Raw genomic sequence first — 25,799 nt, 5'->3', positions numbered from 1 at the left:
GCTCATGACCAAGATCGACAAGACCGCCGCCGGCTCTGAGACGGGCCTGACCCGCCGCCACGCCCTGGTGGGCGCGGCCGCCACGGTCGCCGCCGCCAAGGCCTTGTTCCCGGCTGGAGCCCACGCCGCCGGCGCGGGACCCGAAGTGGCCAAGGCCCGCCTGGGCTTCATCGCCCTGACCGACTCCGCCCCGGTGATCATCGCCAAGGAACGCGGGCTGTTCGCCAAGCACGGCCTGCCCGACCTGGAGGTGGTCAAGCAGGCTTCGTGGGCCGCCACCCGCGACAACCTGGTGCTGGGTTCGGAGCGCGGCGGCATCGACGGGGCCCACATCCTGTCGCCCATGCCCTATCTGATGAGCACCGGAGCGATCACCGGCGGCGCGCCGACCCCGATGTACATCCTGGCCCGGCTCAATACCAACGGCCAGGCGATCTCGGTCGGCAACGACCTGAAGGCCGTGAAGGTCGGGCTCAACAGCGGCGGCGCCAAGGCCAAGTTCCAGCAGCTGAAGGCGGCCGGCAACATCGCCAAGGTGGCCATGACCTTCCGGGGCGGCACCCACGACCTGTGGGTGCGCTACTGGCTGGCGGCCGGCGGCATCAATCCCGAGACCGACGTCGCCACCATCGTCATCCCGCCGCCCCAGATGGTGGCCAACATGAAGGCCGGCACCCAGGACGCCTTCTGCGTGGGCGAGCCGTGGAACGGCCAACTGGTCAATCAGCGGGTCGGCTATACCGCCTGCCTGACCTCGGAACTGTGGATGAACCACCCGGAAAAGGCGCTGGGCATGCGCGCCGCCTGGGTCGACAAGTATCCGCGCGCCGCCCAGGCGATCACCGCCGCCGTGCAGGAAGCGGCGATGTGGTGCGACAAGGCCGCCAACCTGCCGGCCATGTGCTCGATCGTCTCCGGCCGCCAGTACGTCAACGTGCCGATGGGCGACATCCTGCCCCGCCTGCAGGGCACGGTGGACTATGGCGACGGCCGGACGCTGAAGAACTCGCCGCATCGGATGAAGTTCTGGGCCGACAACGCCAGCTTCCCCTTCAAGTCGCACGACCTGTGGTTCCTGACCGAGGACATCCGCTGGGGCGTGTTGCCGCAGAAGACCAACACCCAGGCCCTGGTCAACAAGGTCAACCGCTCGGACATCTGGCGCGCGGCGGCCAAGAGCATCGGCCAAGGCGGTCCGGCCGGCGACAGCCGCGGCGTCGAGCGGTTCTTCGACGGCAAGGTGTTCGACCCGGCCAATCCGGGCGCTTACCTGGCCAGCCAGCCGATCAAGAAGCTGGTCTAGGGGAGGGCGCGGCGATGACCTTTCCCAAGCCCTCGTTCTCTCCGGCTGAACCGGTGGTCTCGCCGGTGATCGCGCCGCCCGCCGGCGAGACCCGGACCTCCGGCCTCGCCGAAGTGAAGCGGCGGGCCGGCGCGGTGGCGGCGGCGGTGATCCCGCCGCTGCTGACCCTGCTGGCGATCCTCGGCGTCTGGCAGGTCGTCACCGGCGACTCCTATGCCGGCCTGCCGTCGCCCGCCCATGTCTGGACCGACTCCAAGACCCTGATCCTCGACCCGTTCTTCGACAATGGCGGGGTGGACAAGGGCCTGTTCTGGCACGTGCTGACCAGCCTGAAGCGGGTCGGGATCGGCTTCTCGATCTCGGCGGTGTGCGGCGTGATGCTGGGGGTGCTGATCGGCTCCAACCGCTGGGCGCATCGGGGGCTGGATCCGATCTTCCAGGTGCTGCGCACCGTGCCGCCCCTGGCCTGGTTGCCGATCTCGCTGGCCGCGTTCCGCGAAGCGCAGCCCTCGGCCCTTTTCGTGATCTTCATCACCTCGATCTGGCCGATCATCATCAACACCGCCGTGGGCGTGCGCAACATCCCGGCCGACTATGTGAACGTGGCCAAGGTGCTGCGGCTGTCGCCGGTCGAGTACTTCTTCCAGATCCTGCTGCCGGCCACCGCGCCCTACATCTTCACCGGCCTGCGGATCGGCATCGGCATGAGCTGGCTGGCCATCGTCGCCTCCGAGATGCTGCTGGGCGGGGTCGGCGTCGGCTTTTTCATCTGGGACCAGTACAACGCCTCGCGCATCTCCGACATCATCGTGGCCCTGGCCTGGGTCGGTCTGACCGGCTTCTTCCTCGACCGCCTGGTGGCCCTGCTGGGCCACGTCATCGCGCGCGGCGGCGCGGCGAGCTAGGGCGTGATGATCTTGAACTGAACCGCCCACCCCGTTCCGTTTCCCCGGCGAAGGCCGGGGCCCAGATCATGGGGCGGAGCGTTGCGGGTCATCGTCCAATACGACGGCTGAACCTGGGCCCCGGCCTTCGCCGGGGAAACGGAACCAAAATGGCGATTCCGCCGTGAATCATCATGCTCTAGGAGACCACGACCATGGCCAAGGCCTATCTTTCCATCGAAGGCGTCGGCGTCACCTTCACCAAGGGCGCGGCCCGCTCCGAGGTGCTGACCGGCATCGACCTGCGGGTCGACAAGGGCGAGTTCGTCTCGATCATCGGCCACTCCGGCTGCGGGAAATCGACTCTGCTGAACGTGGTCGCCGGCCTGGCGCCGGTGACCACCGGCGCGGTGATCCTCGACAAGCAGGAAGTCAATGCTCCGGGCCCCGACCGGGCGGTGGTGTTCCAGAACCACTCGTTGCTGCCCTGGCTGTCGGTGCGCGAGAACGTCTCCCTGGCGGTCAACAAGGTGTTCGGGGCCAGCAAGAGCGCCGCCGAGCGCCGCGACTGGACCCTGCACAACCTCGACCTGGTCAAGATGACCCACGCCATGGACAAGCGGCCCGCCGAGATCTCGGGCGGCATGAAGCAGCGGGTCGGCATCGCCCGGGCCCTGGCCATGGAGCCCAAGGTGCTGCTGCTGGACGAGCCGTTCGGGGCCCTGGACGCCCTGACCCGCGCCCACCTGCAGGACAGCGTGATGGAGATCCACGCGACCTTGAACAACACCGTGCTGATGGTCACCCACGACGTCGACGAGGCGGCCCTGTTGTCGGACCGCATCGTGATGATGACCAACGGCCCGCGCGCCTCGATCGGCCAGGTGCTGGACGTGTCCTTGGACCGCCCGCGCGACCGCCTCGCCGTCGCCCAGGACCCGACCTACATCCACGCCCGGGCGGCGGTGATCGAGTTCCTCTACGCCCGCCGCGCCGCCTGAGGGCGGGAGCGGGCGGGCGGACCGTCATCGAACGGCGTCGGGGCCGCGTACCAGGGCCAGGAGCTCGGAGAGGTCTGCGCCATGCTCCAGCCGGCCGATCGCGTCGGCCGCGCGCTGGGCTCGCTCATCGCCGATGACCGGCGCGGCCAGGGCCAGGAACTTGGCGTGCAATCGCGGGCGCCGCGTCGCCAGGTCGCCCGGCGGGAGGCTGATGTCGTGGCGCCTGACCAGCGTCTCGCCGTTGAGCATCGTGACCGTCACTTCGGTGACGTCCTCGGGCCAGCCCGGCGGCGCCAGCTCGACCGTGGTGACGGCGCGCGAGGCTTCGAGGTCGGGCCGCAGGACGACCGCATCGGCATAGGTCGCGCTGTTGGACGTGTCCGCGCCGTGCAGCGCCAGGGCGGCGTTGAAGCGCAGGCTGAACTTGGCTTCCAGCCCGGTGCGGGGCGCGGCGATGTTGCACATCGCGTCGGCCCCCGCATCGACCTTGAGACGGATCGCCCGGACCTGTTGGGGCCGGAGGCCCTCGCGCCGAAGGGCGCCGATCGCTTCCAGCGCGCCGTGCGTGCCGAAGCAGGCCGCGTGGTGCTTGAAGAGGTTGCGGTCCAGCGCATGGCCGCTCCAACGGACACCTTCGGCCGGCGCGCCGTCGGTCTGGGTGGCGAAGAAGCCCAGGGGGCGTTCGAGGATGTCGGGCCGGGCCGTCATTCCGGCCCGCGCCCAGAGCGCCGACGTCAGGCCGGCCTCGGCCGCCCGCCCGGCATGGAGCGACTTGGTCATCGTCCCGAACTGCGCCTTGAGGCCGGCGGCCTGCGAGCCGGCCAGGCCGTAGGCGCGCGCCGTCGTGGCCTCGTCCAGCCCGAGGAGATGGGCGCAGGCCGCGGCCGCGCCGAAGGCGCCGATCGTCCCCGTCGCGTGAAACCCGCGAGCATAGTGGCTGGCGCTGACCAGGGCGCCGATCATCCCCGCCGCCTCGTAGCCGGCGACGAAGGCCTGGAGCACGGCTCTGCCCGACAGGCGTCGCGCCTCGGCCAGGGCCAGGACGCCGGGCAGGATGACGGTGGTCGGATGGACGCGCATGGCCAGGTTGACGTCGTCATAGTCGAGCGCGTGGCCCGCCGCGCCGTTGACCAGCGCGGCCTGGCGCGGGCTGAAGCCGAAGTTCCGGCCCACGATCGTGGCGGCGGGCTGGGCGCCTTCGATCAGGGCCGCGTCATGCAGCAGCATGCTCAGGGGTTCGCGCGACCCGGCCAGCGTCAGGCCGAACCAGTCGAGCACGCACAGCTTGGCCATCTCCAGCGTCGCGGGCGGGATGTCCGTCGCGGCGGCGCGGCTGAGGCGGACGATCGTCGTCGTCAGGCCGGCGCCTTCGCTCACGCGGCGCCGTCCGCGGGCGGCCAGCCGGCCGAAACGGCCAGTTCGTCGAATTCCACCGGCCAGGCCGCGCGCCAGGCCGCGCGCTGGTCTTCATCGGCCCAGGATCCGTCGATCCCGTTGAGCATCATCGCCTTCAGCGCGTCGATGTCGTAGCCGAGATGGCTGTACATCAGCTCCCAGGCGCCGGCCGGGCTGACATTGTGCAGGGTCGGGTCGTCGGTGTTGGGGTGGAGCTTCAGGCCCAGCGCCGACATGGCGCGGATCGGATGATCCGCCGCCCAGCGCTCCGGTTCGAGCGTGCGCAGGTAGTAGGAGTTGGTCGGGACCACGGTGAAGACGATGCCGCGTTCGGCGTAGCGTCGCGCCAGGTCGGGATTGTCGACGATGGTGTAGCCGTGGTCGACGCGGTCGACCTTCAGCCGTTCGACCGCCGTCTCGACATTGGTCCAGGGCATGCCGAACTCGCCCGCGTGGGCCGTCGCCTTTAGGCCGTGGCGGCGCGCCAGGGCGTAGGCCTCGAGGAACAGCTCGGGGGGGCGGTCGTTCTCGCGGTAGTCGATGCCGATGCCCGCCACCGCCGGATCGCGATGGGCCAGCATCATCTCCACCATCTCCAGGGCGCTGGAGGCCTCGGCCTCGCGGTCGATGCTGGGGATCAGCAGGGCGCTGACCCCGAAATCGCTCCGCGCCTCGCGCATGCCCGCCAGGATGCCGGCCTGGACCTCGCCATAGGCCAGGCCGGTGTCGCGGATCGTGGCGGTCGGGTTCCAGAAGAACTCGGCGTGGCGGACCGTCTCGGCCGCCGCGTCCTCCAGGTATTCGTAGGTGATCCGGCGGAAGTCGTCGGGCTCCAGCAGCAGGTGCCGCTCCAGCGCGCGCAGCACGCGCAGCACGCCGACCGGCTTGGCGCCCCGTGCGTAGAAGGCGGCGATCTCGGCGTCGGTGATCGGCGCGCCGCGCTTGCGGACCAGGGCCGTGAAGGTGTCGCGGCGCACGGCGCCGAGCAGGTGGCAATGCAGCTCCACCTTCGGCAGGGCGCGGAAGAACCGGCGCTGCGCCGCGTCCGTCTGGCGACCAAGCGTGGACGCGGGGACGTTGCCGATAGTCTGGATGGGGTCGGTGGTCATGATGCCTTGGAGACGGGAACCTAGAGCGTTTTCAAGCGAAGTGGATACCGGTTCGCGTGAAGAAAACGCGCCAAAACAAAGGGCTAGAGCGCCCGGCCCGATGCAGTCGGGTCGGGCGCTCTAGTGCGTGGCGGCGGTGTAGAAGTAGTAGCCAAGCGGGATGGACAGGATCAGCAGGCCGACCGGAATCTCGCGCGCCTTGCCGGCCAGGACCTGGACGATGACATGGACCAGCAGGCCGCCGGCGATGCCGGTGCCGAAGCTGTTGGAGATCAGGGTCAGCAGGACCATGGCCAGGGCGGGCAGGATGTCGGTGATGTCCTCGCTGCGCAGATGGCGGATGGTGCCCAGCATCGAGATGCCGATCAGGATCAGGGCCGGCGCCGTGGCCTGCTTGGGGATCGCCATGGCCAGCGGCAGCAGGCACAGCGTGCAGAGGAACAGGACCGCAGCGGTGACCGGGGTCAGGCCCGTGCGCCCGCCCGCCTCGACGCCGGCGGCGGATTCCACCAGGGCGGTGCCGGCCGGAATACCGATCAGCGGTCCCAGGGCGGCGGCCAGGGAGTCGACGAGGAAGGGCTTCTCGATGCCCGGCAGGTTGCCGTCCGCGTCGGTCAGTCCGGCCTTGGCGCCGATCGCCAGGGTGGTGCCCAGGGTCGAGAAGAACTCGCCGGCGAAGAAGGCGAAGACGTAGGGCAAGGCGGCGAGGCTGAACGCGCCCATGAAGTCGACGCGCAGCGCCACCGGCGTCAGGGCGTGGGGCAGGGACAAGCCGTTGTGGGGCAGGTGGGTCAGGCCCAGCGGGACGCCGGCCAGGGCGGCGACGGCGATGCCGGCCAGCACCGCGCCGGGGATCTTGCGCGCCTGCATGGCCACCGCGACGGCCAGGCCGATCAGGGCCACGATCGGCCCGGGCTGGGAGAAGTCGCCCAGGGCCAGGGCGTTGGACTTGACGTTCAACGCCACCATGCCGGCGTCGCGGCATCCCAGCATGGCGATGAACAGGCCGATCGAGGCGCCCAGCCCCAGCTTGATCTGCGGCGGGATCATCCGCACCACCAGTTCGCGCGCGCCGGTCAGGGTCAGGACCAGGAACAGCAGGCCCGAGGTCATGGCGATCGCCAGGCCGGTGGCGAAGGGCACGTGCTCCACATGGGCCAGGGTCACGCCCAGGATCACCGAACCGCCGATGCCGGGCCCGACGATGAACGGCAGGTTGGCATAGACGCCCATGAACAGGCTGCCCAGGGCCATGACCAGGATGGCGGCGGTGGTCACCGCGCCGCGGTCCATGCCGCCGGTCGACAGCAGCGAGGGGATGACGACGATCAGATAGGCCGCCGCCAGGAAGCTGGTCAGGCCGGCGATCATCTCGCGGCTGACCGTTGTCTCGCGAGCGCCCAGGGCGAAACGCCGATCGAGGAAGGCGTGGAGGCGGCTCATTTCGAAGCCTGGGCGATGAAGGTCGACAGGAAGCGGTCGACGTCGATCGCGCGGACGATGTGGACCTCGCGCTCGCCGCTGCCCGGGGCCATGTCCTCCTTCCAGACGACAGGCTGGCCGTAGGACGGACCGGGCAGGGTGTCGACGTCCATCCGCGCCACCAGTTCCTCGGTGACCAGCGAGCGATCGACGGCGACGGCGACGGTGATTTCGTCCCACAGCGGCTGACCGATCCGGGCGTAGGTCTTGACGTAGGTCGCCACCGGCGCGCCGGACGCGCCGATGCGGTCGACGACGGCCTGCGTGGCCTTGGCCGAGGCGGTGACGTTGCCCATGACGGTGATCTTCTTCCACGGGGCGGTCAGCACGATGTGGGCCGCCTCGGGGTCGAACAGGAAGTTGAAGTCGGTGGCGTAGTCGGTGTTGCCGGTCACCCGCGCGACGGCGGTGTCGAGCTTGCCGGGTTCGATGACGATTTCCTTGGCCAGCGGCGCGATGTCGGGCGCGATGCGCAGGGCCAAGGCGATGTTGGTCAGCGGGCCGGCGCTGACGATGGTGATCTGGCCGGGATGGGCGCGCACGTTGCGGATCAGGGCGTGGACGGCGTCCTCGTCGGAGGCCTTGATCGTCGGCGCGCCCTCCGGCATCGGCGGGATCAGGGCGGGGTCCTGCGGGTGGTAGGTGCGGCCCGGGCGCGGCGTGCTCCAGGCGCCCTTGAACGGTACGCGGCCATAGCGCGCCTCCCAGTTGGCCATCTCGGCCTGGGTGCGCATCAGCGGCATTTCGGCGCCGAGATGCACCGGCACGTCGGGGCGCTTGGCGATCTCCAGGAAGCGCAGGGCGTGGGCGGTCTCTTCCTTCAGCCAGGCGTCGCCGGTGACGACGCCGATCCCCATCAGCTTGACCCGCTCGTCGCGCAGCAGCGGGATCAACGACTGGATGTTGCTCTGGCCAGGGCCAAGGAAGTCATTGTCGAAGAAGATGCTGACCTTGTCCGGGGAGGGGACGGACGAGGTCTGGGCCGAGGCGCTGCTCGCGAGCATGCAACACGCGAGCAGCGCGGATAGGCCAAGGGCCGCGGGGCGCCAGAGAGGGGCTTTGGTGCGGAGCAGCATGATAGGTCCTTGGCCTGGGCGTCACGGGAAGGGCGCTCACCCTTCCCGTATCCGGATCAGAAGCGCGCCGTGGCGCCGACGAACATGTAGCGGCCCAGCGAGTCGTACATGCCCGAGAAGAAGGCCCCGTTCGAGGTCTGGCCGCCGGTGCTGGCGGTCAGGGGCGGGTCCTTGTCGAAGGCGTTGTTGACGCCGACCCGGACCGTGACCTTCTCGGCGACGTCCATCGAGGCGGCGAAGTCGACATAGCTGACGCTGGGCATCTTCAGGTCGTAGGGCTGGTAGGCGGCCTTCAGGAAGGTCGCGCTGCTCGATTTGTCGTTCTTCGTTCCGCCGATATAGCGCCAGGTGGCCGACAGGTTGACGCCGCCGCGCGAGGTCCAGTCGGCGATCAGGCGGTGACGCCATTCAGGGATCGGCTGGCCGCAGGTGACGCCGAAATAGCCGTCGCAGCGATAGGGCTGCGAGCCGGGCAGGATCTGGACCTCGTACTTGTTGGTCTTGGTGCCCGAGAAGTTCAGCCCGATCCGGCCCATGTCCTTGCCGAACAGGTCGGGCAGGTCGTGCGCGGCGGTGACCGAGAAATCCAGGCCTGAGGTCTTCAGGTAGCCGGCGTTGACGCTGGTGGTGACGACATAGCCGCTGGTGACCAGCGACCCGGTCGCGGCGTTGCGCTTGATCAGGTCGCAGAACACGCCGGTGTTGATGCACTGCGACAGCTCGATCCCGGCCGGAACGGTGGTGATCAGCTTCTTCACGTCGATGTCGAAATAGTCGACGGTGAAGGTCACGCCTTGCAGGAACCGGGGCATGAACTGCACGCCGAACGACTTGGTGTTCGACTTTTCCGGAGCCAGATCGGGATTGCCGCCGACCAGGGCGCCGGACTGCTGGCCCGCCGCCGGGGCGATCGTCCCGTACTGCGCCGCCGTCACGCCCGACAGGGCGCATTGGGCCGCCGTCGCCCTGGGCGTCGCGCCTTCGCAGGGGTCGGTGATCGCGGCGGTCACGGTGCGTTGCGGCCCGAACAGCTCGACCAGGTTGGGCGCCCGCACCGCGCGCTGGAAGCTGCCGCGGAAGCGGATGTCGCTGACCGGGGCCCATTCGCCGCCGGCCTTGTAGGCCCAGGTGTCGCCCGCGGTGCTGTAGTCGGAGTAGCGCACGCCGCCTTCGGCCGACAGGCTCTTGAAGAACGGCTTGTTCTCGACCAGTGGAACCCGGATCTCGCCATAGATTTCCTTGACGTTGAACGAGCCCTCGATCGGATATTCCCCGCCCGAGTTCCCGGCCACGTCGCGGCTGCTGTAGTATTTGTCGGGCTGGAAGCTGATCTTCTCGTCGCGATACTCGGCGCCGATGGCGACGCCGATCGGATAGCTGGCGAAGGGGCTGGTCAGGCCCAGGTCGCCGGTCAGCGCGCCGCTGAGAATGGTCTCCTCGGTGAAGCCCTTCCGGCGGACGGTGTTCTGCACGTAGTTCAGCGCCGACGGGGTGATGCCGCCGACCTGGAACAGGTTGATCGGCACGCAGGACGGGTCGCTGCCGTTGACCACGGATTCGCAGACGATCTGGCCGCTGCCGTTGGTCACCGCGCGCAGGGCCTTGGCGAACCTGGCCAGGGAATAGTCGTTGGTCAGGCGCGAGGTGTAGTCGGTGCGACCGTACTGGGCGTAGACGTCGTAGCGCCAGTTGGAGGTGATGTCGCCGCGGAGGCCGGCCACGCCGCGGTAGGACGTGTGGTCGGTATAGTCGTGACGCGAGCCGCCCAGGGCGTTGCGCTGCGAGACGATGACATTGGCGCTCTGCGCGTCGGTCAGGCCGACCGAGGTGCAGATCAGGGTCTTTTCCTGGGCCGAGAGCAGCGGGTTGTTGCAGTTGATGCTTTCGGGGACCGTGAACACGGCGGTGGGCGACAGCTTAATGTCGGCCTCGTCATGCATGTACATGAACTCGCCGTAGACCTCGGCCGCGTCCGAGATCTTGTAGCGGCCGAAGAGGTCGGCGTTGTAGCGCTTGTCCGGCGACTGCAGGTCGTAGGTGTTGCCGTTGTTGAAGCCGTCCGAGGTGCGGTAGGCGCGCAGGGTGTTGCCGGTGGTTCCGTCCAGGGCGTAGCTGCCGCGCGTCGCGCCGGTGGTCGGGTTGGTCAGCTGGAACTGGACCGGATAGGTGGCGCTGGACAGCGAGCAGGCATAGCCGGTCGCGGTGGCCGACAGGTTGCAGGTCGAGAAGTCGCGGTCCTTGGTGCCGACGCCGGCGATTTCCTTGTAGCTGAAGAAGCCGGTGAGGTTGCCGCGACCGTCGGCGAAATTCCGGCCGGCGGTGATCGAATAGCTCTGCTGGCCGCCGTCGAGCTCGCGGCCCACCGCCGGCGTCTGTCCCGCCGCCGTGGCCGCCGAGACGATCGCGCTGTGATTGTTGTGCATGTACAGGCCGCCCTGCACATCCAGCTGCACGCCCTCGAAGTCGCGCTTCAGCATGAAGTTGACGACGCCGGCCAGGGCGTCCGACCCGTAGACGGCCGAGGCGCCGCCGGTCACCACGTCGATCTGCTGGATCAGCGCGGCGGGGATGTTGTTGATGTCGGCGGCCTGGGCCGCCGAGCGGGCGGGATCGCCCTGCATCAGGCGCTTGCCGTCGATCAGGACCAGCGTCCGCTGATTGCCGAGGTTGCGCAGATTGATGGTGGCGGTGCCGCTGGCCCCGACCGTGCCGCCGCGATTGCCGCTGCCCTGGTCGGCGAAGGCCTGGGGCAGGGTGTTGATCAGGTCCTCGACGCGGACGACGCCGCGCTGGGCGATCTGCTTGTTGGTCACCGTGCTGATGGGGCTGACGCTGGTGGCGTCGGGGCTCTTGATGCGCGATCCGGTGACCACGACCGCTTCGACCTCGGCGCTGGCCGAGCTGTCCTGCGCCTGAACCGAGGCGCCGCAGGACAGGGCGATGAGCACGGCGGTGGAGGCGATGCCCAGCATCGACGCCTTGCCGTGCGAGGGACGGCGATCGCCGGTGGCGCATTCTGGCCGATGGCCGACAACAGACAACATGAAGAACCCCCGTGATGGTTGGCGCGCCCGCCGACAGCCTCCCCAGGCGTTTCTTCTTATAGTTGTTTACCTCAGCAAGTAGATTTGCTCAAAGTCCGCGCTTGTTTCGCGGGGGATGCGCTAATTCTGCTGCTTATTTCAACTATTCCATCGGTGCGCGATTGTTGCGAGGTTATGACGGCTCCTTAGAATTGGAAGCTCTTTGTAGTTATCTGCTTATAGGGACGGCTTATAACCAGAGGCTGGCCCGCTCACCGTTCCCGAAGGCCGCCATGCCAGAGATCTTGACCGCCCCGGCCTCGCGTCCAGCGGCCCGCACCCAGGCCATCTCGCTGCGCCAGCTGCGCTTCTTCACCGCCCTGGCCGACACGGGCAACTTCAGCCGGGCGGCCGAGCGGATGATCGTGTCCCAACCCGCTCTGAGCGCGGGCATTCGTCAGATCGAGGAGCATCTGGGCGTCCGGCTGTTCGACCGGAGCACCCACCACGTCTCCCTTACCGACGCCGGGGCCGCCTTCCTGCCGCACGCCCTGCGCCTGCTGAAGACCGCCGACAACGCCTTCGTCGACATGAGCGACGTCGCCGCGCGGGGCAAGGCGGTCATCCGGATCGGCGCGATCCCGTCGGTCGTGCCGGCGGCGGCCGAGGTCGTGGCGCGGCTCGGCGGCCAATGCGACGACGTGAGTTTCCACCTCAGCGACGGCAAGAACGACGCGCTCCTTGGAAACCTGCGCACCGGCGCGCTCGACATCGTCGTGGGCGTCCTGGGGCGCACCGAGGAGGGGCTGGAAGCGACCCTGATCGCCGAGGACGAGATGCTGCTGGTGACGCCGAAGGACCATCCGCTGGCGGCCTCGACCAGCCTGCCCTGGAGCGCCCTGGAAGGCAGCGAGATCGTTCACTTCGTCGGCGGCAGCATCGGCGAGCTGAGCTCGGCGGCGATGCGCCAGAACAACCTGTCGCCCTCGACGCGCTACAAGGTCGACCAGGTGGGGTCGCTGCTCGGCCTGGCCAGCAGCGGCCTGGCGGTGGGTGTCCTGCCGCGTCTCTACACGCGCGGCCTCGACACCGATCGGGTGCGACTGGTGCCGCTGGTGCAGCCGGCGATCAAGCGCAAGCTGATGCTGTTCCATCGCGCCAAGCTCCGCGAGGAGCATCCCCGCGCGGCGGCGTTGTGCGCCCTGCTGGTCCCCGCCTTGCGCGGCGCGCTGGCGACCTGAAGTCGCCGGCGACGCGCGCGCGAACCGGCGTCAGGTTGGCCCGATGGCGGCCGGGATGCTCGACCCGGAGCGTCTGCCGACCATCACGAACAGCCCTCCCTCCGGCCCGAGGCTGCGCATCCATCCAAGTTGGGCCAGCCAGGCCTCCGGTCCCCAGTTGTCGGCTGCCGGGGTGAACAGGTCCTCCGGATCGTCCCCAAGGACGGTGCTGGGATAGGCGCGCACATAGTCGACGTCGTTGGCGCGGAACCAGGCCAGCACCTCGGCGTGGGTGTGGCGATGCTCCTCGGGGTGAAGGTACTGGTCGCGGAGCCAGGCCGCGCGGCGCTCGGGCTCGGCGGCGCGGTCGCGCAACACCGGGTCGAACGGGATCCAGCGGAAGCCGGACAGCCGGCCGACCGCCCGGCGCAGGCGCAGCGGCAGGCGGGCATAGGCGTTGTAGAGCCCCAGGACGATCATCCCGCCCGGTCGCGCCAGCCGGACCAGGTGACGGAACGACGCCCGCGGATCGGGCGTGTGGTGCAGCACGCCGGAGCAATAGACCAGGTCGAAGGCGCCCTCGCGCAGGCCGGGCGCCGCGAGGTCGGTTTCGACGAACCGCACGCCGCTCACCCCGAACCGCCGGGCCGCCGCCGCGCCCAGCGCCAGCGACGCCCGGGTGAGGTCGGCGCCGATCACCACGCGGTCGGCCCGGGCGAGGTAGAGGCTCATCTGGCCGGTGCCGCAGCCCATCTCCAGGATCCTGGCGTCGCCGGCGATGGACCGGTCCAGCAGCCGCGCGAAAGGGCTGCGCTCGGCGCGGGCGCGCAGCCAGTCCAGGCTGTCGCGCGGCGGATAGCCGGGGAACGGCGCATGCTCGTAGAACCGGCGCACGGTTTCGGTGCGCTCGTCGGCCGCCAGGCGCAAGGCCGGCACGCCGTCCGGCGCGGCATGGCGGGCGCCGCAGCCCAGGCAGGCCCAGTCCGCCGCCAGGTCGCCGGCGCAGGCCGGACAGGCGAGCAGCGTGCGAAACGCCTCCACGGTCAGAAGATGGCGTAGACGAACGGCGCCAGGGCCTCGACGCTGACGGCCAGAACCAGGATCGCGCCGGTCAGGCACAGGAAGACGGCCAGGGGGATGAGCCAGCGTCGGCCGGAGCCGTGGCGCCAAAGACCTTGCACGAGTTCCAGGGTCGAGCCGGCCATGCTGCCCAGCACGATCATCTGGCGATGGAATCTTCCACGATGACGGATCATGCGACTTCCTCCCTGGGGGCGGCTTGCGCGACCGCGCGCTTGACGATGCGGGACCGGCCGGCGACCAGGACGTCGATGCCCGAACGCCGGAACGTGGAATAGCCCTCGACCACCCGGTTGACGATCGGCTCGCCGGCCAGGTTGAACGAGGTGTTGAGCAGCACCGGCACGCCGCTGCGCCGGCCATAGGCCAGCAGCAGGTCGTGCAGTCGCGGGGCCATGTCCCGCTCCAGGACCTGCACCCGGGCAGTGCCGTCCACATGGGTGACGGCGGCCAGGCGCTCGCGCCATTCGGCCCGCACCGGAAAGACGCCCGACATGAACCGCGCCAGGCGCGCTCCGCCCGGCGGCAGCACGAAGAAGCGGTCGGCCGCCTCGATGGGAACGACCGGGGCGAAGGGGCGGAACTCCTCGCGATACTTGATGTCCCGGTTGAGCCGGTCGCGCATGGCCAGGTCGTGCGGCGCCGTCAGGATGCTGCGATGCCCCAGGGCGCGAGGACCAAACTCCAGCGCTCCGTCCATCCAGCCCACGACGCGGCCGTGGGCCAGGTCCTCCACGCTCAGGTCGATCAGGGCCGGCTCGTCGAGGATCTGGAGGGGCAGGCCGTCCTCGCCGGCCAGGCGTGCGAGATCGGCCTCGTCGAGCTCGGGCCCCCAGAACGGATGGTCGGGGATGTCGCGGTCGGGGTTGCCGAAATGGATGCGGTCGGCATAGAGCGCCGCGCCCAGGGCGCTGCCCGCGTCGCCCGGCGCCGAGGGCACGAACAGGCGCTCGAAACCCGATTCGGCCAGGATGCGGGTGTTGGCGACGCCGTTCAGCGCCACGCCGCCACCCAGGCAGAGGTCCGGCAGGCCGGTTTCGCGTTTCAGGCGGCGGGTCAGGTCGACCAGGACCTCTTCCAGTACCTGCTGCGCGCTGGCGGCGATGTCGGCGAACCTGCGCCCTTCGGCGGTCTCCAGGTCGATGGGCTCATGCGCCAGGCGGGGCGGGCCGAAGAGATCGACGAAGCGCCGGGAGAACGAACGCGTGACGCTGGTGTGGAACTCGAAATAGTCGAGATCGAGGGCGAAGGCCCCGTCCGGGGTGCGACGCAGCACCTTGCGGACCTGGTCGACCATCGACGGGCGGCCATAGGCGGCCAGACCCATGACCTTGTACTCGCCCTCGTTGATGGCGAAGCCGAGATAGGCGGTGAAGGTCGAGTAGAACATGCCCAGCGAGTGGGGAAAGCGCACCTCGCGATCCAGGATGATCCGGGTGGGGCCGTCGGCGGGCCGCTCGCCCCGGCCCACGGTGGTGGTCGCCCATTCGCCCACGCCGTCGGTGGTCAGGATCGCCGCGCGCCGGGTCGGGGCGGTCAGGAAAGCGGCGGCCGCGTGCGACTGGTGGTGCTCGGTGAACAGGATCTTGTCCCGCCGCACGCCCAACTGGGCGGTGATCAGGCCGCGCACCCAGGCCTTTTCGCCCAGCGTGTTCTTCATGGCGTGGGCGAAGGCGCGGCGGCTGTGGGGAAAGGCGCGCAGGGCGCTGGTCAGGATCCGGTCGAACTTCAGCATCGGCCGTTCGTAGAAGACGACCGCGTCGAGGTCCTCGGGCCGCAGGCCGGCCTGGTCGAGGCACCACTCTATGGCCCCCATCGGGAAGGCCGCATCGTTCTTGCGTCGCGACAGGCGTTCTTCCTGCACGGCCGCGACCGGAAGGCCGTCGACGACCAGGGCCGCGGCGGCGTCGTGATAATGAGCGGAGACGCCGAGGATCTTCATCAGTATTGCCGCGTCAACGCGCCGTTGCGCTGTTCCGGTATGGCGACCCAGCCGAGCGGCTCGCGGGCCTGGGCGCGACGGGCCAGCAGGGCGAAGGGCGGGACCAGGATGAAATATTGCAGGGTCAGGATGACCGCGCCGATCAGGCCGGCCAAGGCGCCAGCGAAGCGCAGGTACAGCGACCACAGCCGGCGCAGGCGGGCCATCCACAGCAGACGGCCGTGACCCTCGGGCGAGACCCGGAGCAGTTGAGCGTGCGTGTAGGTCATGTGGAACGCCTCGTCATGCGCGACCTTTTCGAAGACCTCGCGGGTGGCCGGGTCGTGCCCCAGCACATCGACATAGTGGGCGAAGTCGCGGGCGGCGGTCTTCTCGGACAGGTGCAGGAAGGCCAGCAGCGAGCCGTCGCGTTCCTGCTCGACGCGCAGGTCGTCCAACCCCCGCTCGCCCGGCGCCAGCCATTGGGTCCGACCACCGCCGTCCGGCCCGGGCGGCAGTTGGGCCATCAAGGCTCGGCCCCGTTCGCGGAAGAGTTCGGCGTGACGCTGCTCGTCCAGGGCATGGACCAGGAACAGCTTGCGAAGCACCGGATCGCGGGTCTGTTCGGCGGCGCGGACGATGTCGCGCCCGCCGTCCGCCTCGACCTCGGCGAACCGCAGCAGGTTGGTCGCCCGCCGCCGGGCGTCACGCCAAACCCACCAGTGAACCAACGACAGTAGGGATCTCATGCGCTAGCATCCCCTTGGTCTGCTTCTGGAATAACACCGGTATGCATGGGCCGCCAGTTGCCTCGTCCGCCCCCGGCGGCGCGCTTGCCCGGCGCCTGTCGGCAGAGGCCGTCGTGGCGGCGCTCGGCGCGGCGCTGGTGGCCTGGGCGCTCATCGCCGACAGCGCCTGGATGGACCGGCACATCCTGCCCGATTTCTACACGCCAAGGGCCACGCAAGCCCTTGCCCTGCTAGTCTTTCGCGTCGTGAGCGGAGGGCTGGGGCTGGCCCTGATCCTCTGGGTTCGTCCCCGCGTGGGGCGTCTGCTGGCCAGGACGCCGCTTGTCCGCCTGGCCCGTGACACCGCGCCGGTGGCGGTCGCCGTGGTGCTGTCCCTGGTGTTCTGCGAGGTCCTTTTGTCGCACCTGCCCTGGCTGCGAGCCCAGGATACGCCAGCCCCGCGCGAGCCCTTGCGGCGGCGCGACGCGCAACTGGGTTGGGTCCTGGAACCGTCGCGGCAGGGCGTCGGCAGGCTGGGCGGGCGTTCCATCGTCTACGACATCGACGCCTCGGGCCATCGGGTGCGCCGCCTGGGCGACGCCGTCGATCCGGGCCGGCCGACCATCCTCTTCACCGGCGAGTCGATCATGGTCGGTCACGGCCTGACCTGGGAGGAGTCGATCCCCGCGCAAGTCGAGGCCCTGACTGGCGTCCAGAGCGCCAACCTGGCGGTCGAGGGCTACGCGACGGACCAGGCCTATCTTCGCTTGCGCCAGGAATGGCCGCGCTATCGGCGGCCGGTGGCGGTGGTGTCGCTGTTCATGCCGTCGCTGTTTCGACGCAACCTGGACGCCGATCGTCCGCGCCTCGACCCGGGCCTGGCCTGGCGTCCACCGGAGGCCGCGCCGCGCCTGGTCCAGCTGGCCCAACGGGCGATCCCTTACCGCACGGACGCCGACATCGACCAGGGCGTGGCCATGAGCCGAGCGGTGCTGGACGATACGGTCGAGATGGCGCGCCGGCGCGGCGCCACGCCGCTGATCGTCGTGCCGCAGCTGGCGCCGGAGACCGCCGTGGAGCGGGCGCTGCGCCGCCGGATCCTCGACGAGGTGGGGCTGCCCTATGTGATGGTGAACCTCGATTCCAGTTGGCGCCTTCCGCGCAATCGCCATCCGGACGCCCGGGCGGCGCGGGTGATCGCCCGCGCCATCGCGGCGTACCTCCAGGCCCATCCGGGCGCGGAATATCGTCGATGCTCGGCCGCCGCGCGCGGCGAGGCCGGAGTTTCATCCCCGGAAGGGCGGTGGCCAAGTTGCGGGACCTAGGGAATCTTTTGATTCCAATGGCTTAGAGATTTGGCGTTGGTCGGCGCCACGGTCCTTCGACGGCGGCCCATGCCGGCGAGGAGTCCGGAGCTTCGTCGTCCGTGGCGGTCATGGCTCTCACGATTCCCGCGAGCGGGGACAATGGTTGCAACCTTTCAACAACCTCGGCCTTAATGAATTCATCACGCGGCGATTTGGTAAATCGCCATGGCGCGTTCTCCAACAGAGGACATGAAGACCATGACCGCGACCCCCCATTCACCCCACCCCGTGGACCGGCACGTCGGCGCCCTCATCCGGGTGAAGCGACGGGCTTTGGGCATTTCGCAGTCCGACCTGGCCGATGCGCTGGGGGTCACCTTCCAGCAGGTGCAGAAGTACGAGCGCGGGACCAATCGGGTCAGCTCGTCGAAGCTGTACGAGATCGCCCACAAGCTCGACACGCCGTTGTCGGCCTTCTTCGAGGGCCTCGACGCGCCGCGCGGCGGCGGCGAGAGCGTCGCGGGCGGCCTGATCGACTTCCTGAACGACAGCGGATCCCAGGACCTCGTGGTGGCGTTCAAGACCATGCGCCCCGAGCTCCGCAAGCAGCTCGTCGCCCTGGCGAAGGCGATGGCGGACACCGACGGCTAGGGTTCCGGGAGACGCGCTGTTCGTGGTGTTCCGCGAGCCGACCGCGAAGACGGCCGAGACCCGCCCGCCGCGCGCGCTGAAGCCCGTTGCGACCTTGCCGCCGCACGACTATGCGTTGTGCGGCAGCCGGAGCGTTCGGTGACAGGGGAGGCCGCGCATGGAGATCGCCGAGCCGCAGGTCAGGCCTCGAGGTTCGCGCGGCCTGCGTCGGGTTTCGCCGCTGAGGCTGGCGGGGCTGGGCGTCTACCGGCCGCGCGAGACCCGGACCTCCGAGACCTTGGACGCCCTGTTCGGACAGCCCAGGGGCTGGACGCGACAGGCGTTCGGCATCGGCGCGCGGGGCGTCGCGGCGGCTGACGAGACCACCTCGGTGATGGGCGCGGCCGCCGCGCGGCGGGCGCTGGCGGCGGCCGGCTGGGACGACGGCGACTTCGACGTGCTGGTCGGGGCCTGCGGGGTCATGGAGCAGCCGATCCCTGGCGCCTCGGTGCTGATCCAGCACGAGCTGGGCCTGGGCCGCTCGGGCATACTGGCCTTCGACGTCAACCAGACCTGCCTGTCGTTCCTGATGGCGCTGGACATCGTGGCCATGGGCTTCGAGACCGGGCGCTGGCGCCGGGCGGTGGTGGTGTCCAGCGACATCGCCTCGGCCGGGCTCGACCCCGCCGATCCGGCCGCCTACGCGATTTTCGGCGACGGGGCCGCCGCCGTCTGCCTGGAGGCGGGCGAGGATCCGCTGGGGCCGGCCCTGCTGGCCCGCGATTTCCAGACCTATGGCGAGGGCCGCGACCTGGCCGCGCTGCGGGCCGGCGGCACGCGGGTGCGGCTGGAGGACGGGCTGGAGCCGTTCGTCCAGGCCTCGAAGTTTCACATGGATGCGTTCGGGATCTTCAAGGCCGCGGCCCGCCGGCTGCCGGCGATGATCGACCATGTGCTGGGCGAGGCGGGGCTGGACCGCCAGAGCGTCGACCTGATCGTCCCCCACCAGGCCAGCCATCCGGGCCTGGAGCATGTGCGGCGGCTGATGGGCGGCGACCCCGGCCGGGTCGTCGATATCTTCGACGGCCACGGCAACCAGATCGCCGCTTCCTTGCCCACGGCGCTTTGCCACGCTTGGGAGGCCGGACGGCTGACGCCCGGGAGCACGGTCCTGCTGCTGGGCACGGCGGCCGGGATCAGCGTCAGCGCCATGGTGCTGAGGGTCTGATGCGCCAGGCGCTCGTCACCGGCGCGACCGGCGGCCTGGGGCTGGCCCTGACCGCCGCCCTGGTCGCCGAGGGCTATGCCGTGCGGGCCACCGGCCGTGACCCGGTCGCCGCCGCGCGGCTGGCGGCGCTGGGCGCCGAGGTCGTGCTGGCCGACCTGGCCCGCGACCCCGGCGCGGCGGCGCGTCTGTGCCACGGCATCGACGTGGTCTTCCACGCCGCCGCCCTATCCAGCCCGTGGGGACGGGCCGAGGATTTCGAGCGGATCAATGTCACGGCGACACGGACCCTGCTGGGCGCGGCGCGGGCGGCCGGTTGCGAGGGGCTGGTGTTGGTGTCCTCGCCGTCGATCTACGCCCAGTTCCGCGACCGGATCGGCCTGACCGAGGCCGATCCGCCGGCCGCGCGGCCGCTGAACGCCTATGCCCGCACCAAGTTGGCGGCCGAGCGGCTGGTGCTGACCGCCAACGCCCCGGACTTCTTCACCGTCGCCGTCCGGCCCCGGGCCCTGGTCGGTCCCGACGACCAGGTGGTGTTGCCCCGGCTGCTGGCCCTGGTGGCGCGCGGGCGCGTGCCGCTGCCGCGCGGCGGGCGGGCGCTGGTCGAGTTCACCGACGTGCGCGACGCGGCGCGGTCGCTGGTCCTGGCCGACCAGCGACGGTCGGCGGTCGGCGGACGGGTCTTCAACATCTCCGGCGGCCATCCGGTCAGCGTGCGCGACACCGCCGTGGGCCTGGCCCGGGCGCTGGGTCGCGACCTGACCTTCGTCCCCCTGCCGTGGCCGCTGATGCTGGCCGGGGCGGTGGCGCTGGAGGGCGCGGCGGCGCTGTCGCCCGCCCGGCGCGAACCGCTGATCACCCCCTATGGCGTCGCGACCCTGGCCTTCTCCCAGACCTTCGACCTGGCGGGAGCCCGGGACGGCCTGGGCTATACGCCGCTGCACGACGCCAACGCGACCATGCTGGCCATGGCGCGGCAGGCGCGGGGAGACGGGCGATGACGGCCACGGTGCGCTGCCAGGTCCACCTGTTGCAGGCCGGCTATTGCCGCCACCCGGAGGGCATGGCGATGCGCGGCGCCAGCCTGTGCCCCGTCGACTTCCCCGCCCTGACCGCCCTGATCCTGCACCCTACCGAGGGAGCGCTGCTGTTCGACACCGGCTATGATCCGGCCTTCTTTCAGGCCACCGTCCGCTGGCCCGAGAAGCTTTATCGCCTGGCCACCCCGGTGACCCTGGCCGAGGGCGAGGCGGCCAGCCAGCAGATCGGCCGGTTCGGCCTGACGCCGGCCGACATCCGGGGGGTGATCATCTCGCACTTCCACGGCGACCACATCGCCGGCCTGCCGGCTTTCCCGAAGGCCAGGATCTATTGCGCCAGGGCCGGGCTGGCGCAGCTGCGCGGGGTCGGCCGGTTCGAGGGCGTGCGGCGCGGCCTGCTGCCGGCCCTGGTCCCGGGCGAGGCCGAGGCCCGCGCCACGTTCTTCGAGGACATGCCCCGGCGGGCTCTGCCCGGCGCCCTGGCCCCGTTCGAGACCGGGGCCGACATCCTGGGCGACGGCAGCCTGCTGGCGGTCGAGCTGCCGGGCCATTGTCCGGGGCACTGGGGCCTGGCGCTGCGTGGCGAGGACGACGCCCTGAGCTTCTTCATCGGCGACGCGGCCTGGTCGACCCAGGCGGTGCGCGAGAACCGGCCGCCGCCGGCCCTGACCACGGCCCTGCTGGGGCGCACCGCCGTCTATCGCGCCACCCTGGCCGACCTGCACGCCCTGATCGGCCGCGCGCCCGAGGTCCGGATCGTGCCGTCGCACTGCCGGGAGGCGGCCCAGGCCGCCGAGACCGCGTGAACGGTCCGCGCCGCTCGCGCATCCTGGGGGCCTATCTGCGCACGCACATCGCGGCGGCGACCCTGACCCGCCGCGCCGCCCTGGAGGCCCATCAGCGGCGGCTGTGGCGTCGGTTGGCCCCGACCCTGGCGGCGACGCCCGCCTTGCGCGCCCTGGCCGGGCGGCCGCTGGGCGACTTTCCCGTCGTCACGCCCGCCCAGGTCCGGGCCGACGTGGCCGAATGGAACGGCCTGGGCCTGACGGCGGACATGGCGTGGGCGGCGGCGGAAGCGGCCGAGGCGGGTCGGGACGGCGGCCTGCCGGACGGGGTCCAGGCCGGGTTCTCGACCGGCGGCGGCGACGGAACGCGGGGCCTGTTCATCACCACCCCGGCCGAGCGCGACGACTATCTGGGGACCCTGCTGGGCAAGCTGATCGCGCCGGTCCGCCTGCTGCGGCCCCTGCGCGCCGCCCTGATCCTGCGGGCCAACAACCGCCTCTACCAGGACATCCAGGGGGCCGGGGCGGCGTTCGCCTTCATCGGGCTCGACGTGGGGCCCGATGCGCAGTTGGCGGCGCTGCAAGCCTTCGCCCCGACCCACCTGGTGGCCCCGCCGCACGTGCTGGCGGCCCTGGCGACGCGGATCGAGGCCGGCGGCTGGCGGCCTCGGCTGGACGGCCTGTTCTACGGCTCCGAGCCGATCGGGGCGGCGGAGCAGGCCTGGCTGGGCGAGGTGTTCGGTCTGGCGCCCCGGCCGCTGTACCAGGCCACCGAGGGCTTCCTGGGCGCGCCCTGCCGGCACGGGACGCTGCACCTCAACGAGGACGGACTGATCGTCGAGCTGGAACCGGTGACCGGCACGGACCGCTTCACGCCGATCGTCACCGACCTGCGGCGGCGCGGCCAACCGATGGTCCGTGTGCGGCTGGACGATCTGATCCAGCCGCTGGACGGGCCCTGCCCCTGCGGCTCGCCGCGCCTGGCGATCCACCTCGTCGAGGGCCGGCTGGGCGACGTCTGGCGGTTCGGCGAGGTCGCGATCCCGCCCCGCGAGATCGACGCACGGATCGAGGGCGCCCTGGGCCCCCGCGCCGTCTGGACCGTCCGGGGCCGGCCGGACGCGGCGCGGATCGAGGTCGCCGCGCCCGCCGACATGGAGCCGGCGCGGGCGGTGGTCGAGGCGTTGCTACGCGCGCGGGGCGTCGCGGTTCCGGTAACGGCGTCGGTTGGCCCGGGCCGCGAACCGGGCCCCAAGCGACGGCGCGTGCGGTGGACGCCATGACCGCGCCCGTCGTCCTGATCACCGGGGCCCGCGCCCCCGCCGCCCTGGACCTGGCGCGGGCCTTCGCCGCCGCCGGCTACGCCGCGCACCTGGCCGACTGCGCGCCGTGCGCGATGGCGCGAGGGTCGCGCGCTCCGGCCGGCGTCCACGCCTACGCCTCGCCGGTGGTCCGTCCCGAGGCCTTCGAACGCGACCTGCGTGACCTGGTCGAACGTCTGGCCCCGCGCCTGGTCGTGCCGGCCTGCGAGGAGGTGTTCCACCTCGCCTCCCTGGCCCGGCGCTGGCCGGACCTGAAGGCGCGGCTGCTGGCCCCCGACTTCGAGACCCTGCACCAGTTGCACTCCAAGGCCCTGTTCGCCGAGGTCTGCGGCGCCCACGGCCTGCCCATGCCGGAGACCTGGACGCTCGAAGGTCCGGACGACCTGGTCGCCCTGCCGCCGGCCGGCGACCTGGTGTTCAAGCCGGAATATTCGCGGTTCGGCGTGCGGACCCTGATCCGGCCCGACCCCGCCCGCCTGGCCGCGCTGCGCCCGACGCCGGGCGAGCGCTGGGTGGCCCAGCGCCATGTCGCCGGGACCGAGATGTCGTTCCACGCCGCCTGTCGCGACGGCCGGCTGACGGCGTTCAGCGCCTATGGCTCGACCTGGCGCGAGGGGGGCGGGGCCAGCTACGCGTTCGAAGCGCCGCCCGGGCGGGTGACCGCCGACCTGCTGACCATCGCCGCCATCCTGGCCGGCGTGGCCGGCCAGGGGCAGTTCGCCTGCGACGCCATCGTCGACGCCGGCGGCCGCGCGTGGCTGCTGGAGTGCAATCCGCGAGCGACCAGCGGGGTCCACCTGTTCGACCGCGACCCGGCCCTGGCCCACGCCCTGGTTGGCGACGGACCACCCGTCCAGGCAGCGCCGGCCACGCTGCGCTATCTCGCTCCGGCCTACTGGCTGTTCGGCTTGCCCGCCGCGCTGCGCCAGGGGCGGCTGGGCGCCTGGCGGCGAGGCCTGGGCGAGGGGCGGGACGTCATTGGCGCTCCGGGCGACCGGTGGCCGCTGCTTGGCGCCTTGGCCGACAGCCTGAGGTTCTCGGCCAAGGCGCTGCTGGCGGGCCAGAGCCTCGCCGCCGCGATGACCGCCGACATCGAATGGAATGGAGACCGGCCGTGAGCGCCGTCGCCGTCCTGGCGGTCGATGATCCCCGGCTCGACTGGGGGCGCTCCCCCGAGGTCGGCGCCTATGTCCGCGCCTTGGCGACGGCCGGATCGGACGGGGCGCTGGCCAACGCCCGGGTCGCGCTGTCGGCCTTGCAGTTGACTGACCGGGCCTTCGCGATCGTCGCGCCGGTCGGCCGCCAGGGCTGCTGGCTGACCTCGCTGGCCGTGACCTACGGCCCGGCGGTGCGCGACGAGATCGGCCGCGACCTGAAGGGGCCGCAGGCCTGGTTGTTCCACGCCGCCTCGCTGGCCGCCGAGGGCCTGCTGCGGCTGACCCGCGCCGACCAGGCGGTCTATGTGAACCACCTGCTGTTCTCGACCAGCCTCTACGGGTCCTGGACCGGCGACGACCTGGACCCCGCGCTCGCGGCGTTGCGAAAGGCCTTCCCGGACCGGGCGATCATCTGGCGCTCGCTGAACGTGGCCGACCATCCGGGACTTCTGGCCGCCATGGACGCCCGGGGCGCCCGGCGGATCGTCAGCCGCGTCGTCTGGCGGCTGCCCGACCCCGCCCGCCAGTGGGCGCCGCGCACCGACGTCAAGGCCGACCTCAAGCTGGCCGCCGCCCACGGCCTCAGCGTCGAGGACGCGCCCAACCCTTCGCCGGACGACCAGAGGCGGATGCTGGACCTCTATGCCGGCGTCTATCTGGACAAGTATTCCAACGCCAATCCGGCCTACCACCAAGCCCTGCTGCGCGCGGCCATCGCCAGCGGGGTGCTGGGCTTGCGGGTGGTCCGGGGCCCGTCCGGCCAGATCGAGGCCTTCGCCGCCGACCATGTCCACGAGACCCAGCTGTCGAGCCCGATGCTGGGGCATGACCGGGGCCAGGCCCAGCGCCGGGGGCTCTACCGCGTGGCCATGAGCCTGTCGGTGCTGCGGGCCCTCGACCTGGGCCTGGCGGTGAACTATTCGGCCGGCGCCGGGGCGTTCAAGCGCCACCGGGGCGCGCAACCGGCGCTGGAGTTCATGGCGGTGTTCGACGACCATCTGCCGTGGTGGCGGCGGATCGGCTACGGCCTGCTGGCCCGCGCGCTGGCGGCGATGACGCCCAGCCTGGAGAGGATCGCCCTGTGATGACGCCGTTTCCCGCCGGCCTTTCGTCCGCCTGGGCCCCGATCGCCCTGTCGCGGCAGCTGCGGGCCAAGCCGCTGGCCCGCCAGATCGGCGGCGTGCCGATCGTGCTGTTCCGGGGCGTGGGCGGCGCGGTGGCCGCGCTGGAGGACCGCTGTCCGCACCGCAACTATCCGCTGTCGGACGGCAAGCTGCGGGACGGGACGCTGATGTGCTCCTATCACGGCTGGCGGTTCGACGGGGCAGGGGCTTGTGTCGAAGCTCCGGGGGCCGGCGAGGCGGCGGCGCTGGGCAGGCTGGGCGCGCGGACCCTGGCCGTGGCCGAGCGGCACGGGGCGATCTTCGTCAAGCTGGAGGTTGGCGATGGCCCGCCGCCGCAACTGGAACTGCCGCCGCTGGTCGGCGACCCGGACCATGACCACTTCTGGTGGACGCGCGATCCCTGGCGCGGCCGGGCCCTGGACGCCCTGGAGAACATCCTCGACCCGTTCCACACCAACTTCATCCACGACGGGCTGATCCGCGTCAGCCGCGCGCGCCAGCCGGTGCGCCAGACCCTGACCTTCCGCGAGGACGGCTTCGAGGTGGCCTACGACCAGGACGACCCCGATCGCGGCTGGATGTCGCGGCTGCTGGAGGGCGAGCGCCAGCGCAGCGTCGGCCGCTACATCCCGCCGATCACCTTCCAGGGTCGCTGGGAGGGACCCAAGGGCCTGACCCTGTGCGCCACCGCCTTCTTCGTGCCGGAGACGCAAGAGCGCTACCGGGCGTTCGGCTGCTGGACCACGCCCAAGGGCCGAGCCCCGGCCTGGCTGAAGCGCCAGGCGATCCTGGCCTTCGTGCGGCCGGTCTCCGAACAGGACCGGGTGGCGCTGGACAAGCAGCACGCCACCATCACCGCGTTCGGCGGGCCCAGGTTCAAGTCGGGGCCGACGGATCGGGTGACGGTTCCGCTGACCCGGCTGTATCAGGGGGAGCGACTGGAGCCGGGCGTGGACGGGCCGCATACGATCTGGCTGTAGGGCTGTC

At 71.0% G+C, this 25,799-nt stretch carries 22 protein-coding genes; 13 read left to right on the top strand and 9 right to left on the bottom strand.

All coding sequences use genetic code 11. The annotated features are described in order from the left end of the window. Positions 1-4 precede the first annotated feature (4 nt). The 3 genes from ASD79_RS10425 to ASD79_RS10415 all read left to right on the top strand — a co-directional run bounded on the left by ASD79_RS10425 (position 5) and on the right by ASD79_RS10415 (position 3,188). Entirely contained in the window at positions 5-1,303 is a 1,299-nt protein-coding gene (locus ASD79_RS10425) for a CmpA/NrtA family ABC transporter substrate-binding protein (RefSeq protein ID WP_056721251.1), read from the top strand. Between the two features lie 14 nt (positions 1,304-1,317). Continuing rightward, positions 1,318-2,208, top strand: a complete 891-nt coding sequence (gene ntrB, locus ASD79_RS10420) for a nitrate ABC transporter permease (protein ID WP_056721249.1) — start codon at positions 1,318-1,320, stop codon at positions 2,206-2,208. Positions 2,209-2,402: 194 nt separating this feature from the next. Continuing rightward, positions 2,403-3,188: an ABC transporter ATP-binding protein gene (locus ASD79_RS10415; RefSeq protein ID WP_056721247.1), complete on the top strand. Its 786-nt coding sequence runs from the start codon at positions 2,403-2,405 to the stop codon at positions 3,186-3,188. Between the two features lie 24 nt (positions 3,189-3,212). Here ASD79_RS10415 and ASD79_RS10410 read toward each other — a convergent pair whose 3' ends face one another. The 5 genes from ASD79_RS10410 to ASD79_RS10390 all read right to left on the bottom strand — a co-directional run bounded on the left by ASD79_RS10410 (position 3,213) and on the right by ASD79_RS10390 (position 11,294). Then, positions 3,213-4,565, bottom strand: a complete 1,353-nt coding sequence (locus ASD79_RS10410; RefSeq protein WP_056721245.1) for an MmgE/PrpD family protein — start codon at positions 4,563-4,565, stop codon at positions 3,213-3,215. Further along, the gene (gene add / locus ASD79_RS10405) at positions 4,562-5,692 is read right to left on the bottom strand and encodes an adenosine deaminase (protein ID WP_056721243.1); all 1,131 of its coding nucleotides are present in this window, start codon (positions 5,690-5,692) and stop codon (positions 4,562-4,564) included. Before add ends, ASD79_RS10410 begins: the two co-directional genes overlap by 4 nt. Before the next feature lie 120 nt (positions 5,693-5,812). Continuing rightward, positions 5,813-7,135, bottom strand: a complete 1,323-nt coding sequence (locus ASD79_RS10400; protein WP_056721241.1) for an NCS2 family permease — start codon at positions 7,133-7,135, stop codon at positions 5,813-5,815. Continuing rightward, a complete protein-coding gene (locus ASD79_RS10395) occupies positions 7,132-8,178 on the bottom strand; it encodes a nucleoside hydrolase (RefSeq protein WP_235524394.1) in 1,047 nt (348 codons plus the stop codon). The genes ASD79_RS10400 and ASD79_RS10395 overlap by 4 nt, the downstream gene beginning before the upstream one ends. Positions 8,179-8,306: 128 nt before the next feature. Beyond that, positions 8,307-11,294 (bottom strand): TonB-dependent receptor, encoded by a 2,988-nt coding sequence (locus tag ASD79_RS10390; protein ID WP_235524393.1) that lies wholly within the window; start codon positions 11,292-11,294, stop codon positions 8,307-8,309. Between the two features lie 272 nt (positions 11,295-11,566). Here ASD79_RS10390 and ASD79_RS10385 point away from each other — a divergent pair, with 272 nt between their 5' ends. After that, positions 11,567-12,514: a LysR family transcriptional regulator gene (locus ASD79_RS10385; protein WP_056721234.1), complete on the top strand. Its 948-nt coding sequence runs from the start codon at positions 11,567-11,569 to the stop codon at positions 12,512-12,514. Positions 12,515-12,544: 30 nt separating this feature from the next. Here the strand turns inward: ASD79_RS10385 and ASD79_RS10380 are convergent, their stop codons facing one another. The 4 genes from ASD79_RS10380 to ASD79_RS10365 are packed head-to-tail and all read right to left on the bottom strand — an operon-like array spanning position 12,545 to position 16,243. Next, complete coding sequence (locus ASD79_RS10380; RefSeq protein WP_056721232.1) at positions 12,545-13,534, bottom strand: bifunctional 2-polyprenyl-6-hydroxyphenol methylase/3-demethylubiquinol 3-O-methyltransferase UbiG; 990 nt, start codon at positions 13,532-13,534, stop codon at positions 12,545-12,547. A 2-nt stretch (positions 13,535-13,536) separates the two neighbouring features. Further along, positions 13,537-13,749: a DUF5989 family protein gene (locus tag ASD79_RS10375; protein ID WP_056721230.1), complete on the bottom strand. Its 213-nt coding sequence runs from the start codon at positions 13,747-13,749 to the stop codon at positions 13,537-13,539. Then, positions 13,746-15,515 carry a carbamoyltransferase N-terminal domain-containing protein gene (locus ASD79_RS10370; protein WP_056721228.1) on the bottom strand — a complete coding sequence of 590 codons (1,770 nt, stop codon included), beginning with the start codon at positions 15,513-15,515 and terminating at the stop codon, positions 13,746-13,748. The genes ASD79_RS10375 and ASD79_RS10370 overlap by 4 nt, the downstream gene beginning before the upstream one ends. After that, complete coding sequence (locus tag ASD79_RS10365) at positions 15,515-16,243, bottom strand: ferritin-like domain-containing protein (protein ID WP_056721227.1); 729 nt, start codon at positions 16,241-16,243, stop codon at positions 15,515-15,517. The genes ASD79_RS10370 and ASD79_RS10365 overlap by 1 nt, the downstream gene beginning before the upstream one ends. A gap of 113 nt (positions 16,244-16,356) precedes the next feature. On the opposite strand from ASD79_RS10365, the gene ASD79_RS10360 reads away from it, so the two are divergent. The 9 genes from ASD79_RS10360 (at position 16,357) to ASD79_RS10320 (ending at position 25,792) form a co-directional block, all read left to right on the top strand. Further along, positions 16,357-17,547, top strand: coding sequence for a hypothetical protein (locus ASD79_RS10360; protein WP_056721225.1), 1,191 nt, complete (start codon positions 16,357-16,359; stop codon positions 17,545-17,547). A 240-nt stretch (positions 17,548-17,787) separates the two neighbouring features. Then, positions 17,788-18,180, top strand: coding sequence for a helix-turn-helix domain-containing protein (locus tag ASD79_RS10355; protein WP_368664861.1), 393 nt, complete (start codon positions 17,788-17,790; stop codon positions 18,178-18,180). 157 nt (positions 18,181-18,337) lie between these two features. Beyond that, positions 18,338-19,387, top strand: coding sequence for a 3-oxoacyl-[acyl-carrier-protein] synthase III C-terminal domain-containing protein (locus ASD79_RS10350; protein WP_056721221.1), 1,050 nt, complete (start codon positions 18,338-18,340; stop codon positions 19,385-19,387). Next, positions 19,387-20,385 (top strand): NAD(P)-dependent oxidoreductase, encoded by a 999-nt coding sequence (locus ASD79_RS10345; protein ID WP_056721219.1) that lies wholly within the window; start codon positions 19,387-19,389, stop codon positions 20,383-20,385. The genes ASD79_RS10350 and ASD79_RS10345 overlap by 1 nt, the downstream gene beginning before the upstream one ends. Continuing rightward, complete coding sequence (locus ASD79_RS10340; RefSeq protein WP_056721217.1) at positions 20,382-21,230, top strand: MBL fold metallo-hydrolase; 849 nt, start codon at positions 20,382-20,384, stop codon at positions 21,228-21,230. Before ASD79_RS10345 ends, ASD79_RS10340 begins: the two co-directional genes overlap by 4 nt. Further along, positions 21,227-22,492, top strand: a complete 1,266-nt coding sequence (locus ASD79_RS10335) for a hypothetical protein (RefSeq protein WP_056721216.1) — start codon at positions 21,227-21,229, stop codon at positions 22,490-22,492. The genes ASD79_RS10340 and ASD79_RS10335 overlap by 4 nt, the downstream gene beginning before the upstream one ends. Beyond that, a complete protein-coding gene (locus tag ASD79_RS10330; protein ID WP_156400440.1) occupies positions 22,489-23,649 on the top strand; it encodes an ATP-dependent carboxylate-amine ligase in 1,161 nt (386 codons plus the stop codon). Before ASD79_RS10335 ends, ASD79_RS10330 begins: the two co-directional genes overlap by 4 nt. Further along, entirely contained in the window at positions 23,646-24,773 is a 1,128-nt protein-coding gene (locus ASD79_RS10325; protein WP_056721214.1) for a hypothetical protein, read from the top strand. Before ASD79_RS10330 ends, ASD79_RS10325 begins: the two co-directional genes overlap by 4 nt. Further along, complete coding sequence (locus ASD79_RS10320; protein WP_056721212.1) at positions 24,773-25,792, top strand: Rieske 2Fe-2S domain-containing protein; 1,020 nt, start codon at positions 24,773-24,775, stop codon at positions 25,790-25,792. Before ASD79_RS10325 ends, ASD79_RS10320 begins: the two co-directional genes overlap by 1 nt. The last annotated feature ends 7 nt before the right edge of the window (positions 25,793-25,799 follow it).

This window comes from Caulobacter sp. Root655 (genome assembly GCF_001427665.1).
Classification (GTDB): domain Bacteria; phylum Pseudomonadota; class Alphaproteobacteria; order Caulobacterales; family Caulobacteraceae; genus Caulobacter.
This window is presented reverse-complemented; position numbering and strand designations above follow the sequence as displayed.

What these genes read in the sequence shown, in the direction of transcription:
- ASD79_RS10400 (WP_056721241.1), bottom strand. Translation starts at nt 7,135, where the DNA reads ATGAGCCGCCTCCACGCCTTCCTCGATCGGCGTTTCGCCCTGGGCGCT.
- ASD79_RS10345 (WP_056721219.1), top strand. Translation starts at nt 19,387, where the DNA reads ATGCGCCAGGCGCTCGTCACCGGCGCGACCGGCGGCCTGGGGCTGGCC.
- ASD79_RS10365 (WP_056721227.1), bottom strand. Translation starts at nt 16,243, where the DNA reads ATGAGATCCCTACTGTCGTTGGTTCACTGGTGGGTTTGGCGTGACGCC.
- ASD79_RS10390 (WP_235524393.1), bottom strand. Translation starts at nt 11,294, where the DNA reads ATGTTGTCTGTTGTCGGCCATCGGCCAGAATGCGCCACCGGCGATCGC.
- ASD79_RS10370 (WP_056721228.1), bottom strand. Translation starts at nt 15,515, where the DNA reads ATGAAGATCCTCGGCGTCTCCGCTCATTATCACGACGCCGCCGCGGCC.
- ASD79_RS10350 (WP_056721221.1), top strand. Translation starts at nt 18,338, where the DNA reads ATGGAGATCGCCGAGCCGCAGGTCAGGCCTCGAGGTTCGCGCGGCCTG.
- ASD79_RS10340 (WP_056721217.1), top strand. Translation starts at nt 20,382, where the DNA reads ATGACGGCCACGGTGCGCTGCCAGGTCCACCTGTTGCAGGCCGGCTAT.
- ASD79_RS10355 (WP_368664861.1), top strand. Translation starts at nt 17,788, where the DNA reads ATGACCGCGACCCCCCATTCACCCCACCCCGTGGACCGGCACGTCGGC.
- ASD79_RS10375 (WP_056721230.1), bottom strand. Translation starts at nt 13,749, where the DNA reads ATGATCCGTCATCGTGGAAGATTCCATCGCCAGATGATCGTGCTGGGC.
- ASD79_RS10425 (WP_056721251.1), top strand. Translation starts at nt 5, where the DNA reads ATGACCAAGATCGACAAGACCGCCGCCGGCTCTGAGACGGGCCTGACC.
- ASD79_RS10385 (WP_056721234.1), top strand. Translation starts at nt 11,567, where the DNA reads ATGCCAGAGATCTTGACCGCCCCGGCCTCGCGTCCAGCGGCCCGCACC.
- ASD79_RS10415 (WP_056721247.1), top strand. Translation starts at nt 2,403, where the DNA reads ATGGCCAAGGCCTATCTTTCCATCGAAGGCGTCGGCGTCACCTTCACC.
- ntrB (WP_056721249.1), top strand. Translation starts at nt 1,318, where the DNA reads ATGACCTTTCCCAAGCCCTCGTTCTCTCCGGCTGAACCGGTGGTCTCG.
- ASD79_RS10330 (WP_156400440.1), top strand. Translation starts at nt 22,489, where the DNA reads ATGACCGCGCCCGTCGTCCTGATCACCGGGGCCCGCGCCCCCGCCGCC.
- ASD79_RS10395 (WP_235524394.1), bottom strand. Translation starts at nt 8,178, where the DNA reads ATGCTCGCGAGCAGCGCCTCGGCCCAGACCTCGTCCGTCCCCTCCCCG.
- add (WP_056721243.1), bottom strand. Translation starts at nt 5,692, where the DNA reads ATGACCACCGACCCCATCCAGACTATCGGCAACGTCCCCGCGTCCACG.
- ASD79_RS10320 (WP_056721212.1), top strand. Translation starts at nt 24,773, where the DNA reads ATGACGCCGTTTCCCGCCGGCCTTTCGTCCGCCTGGGCCCCGATCGCC.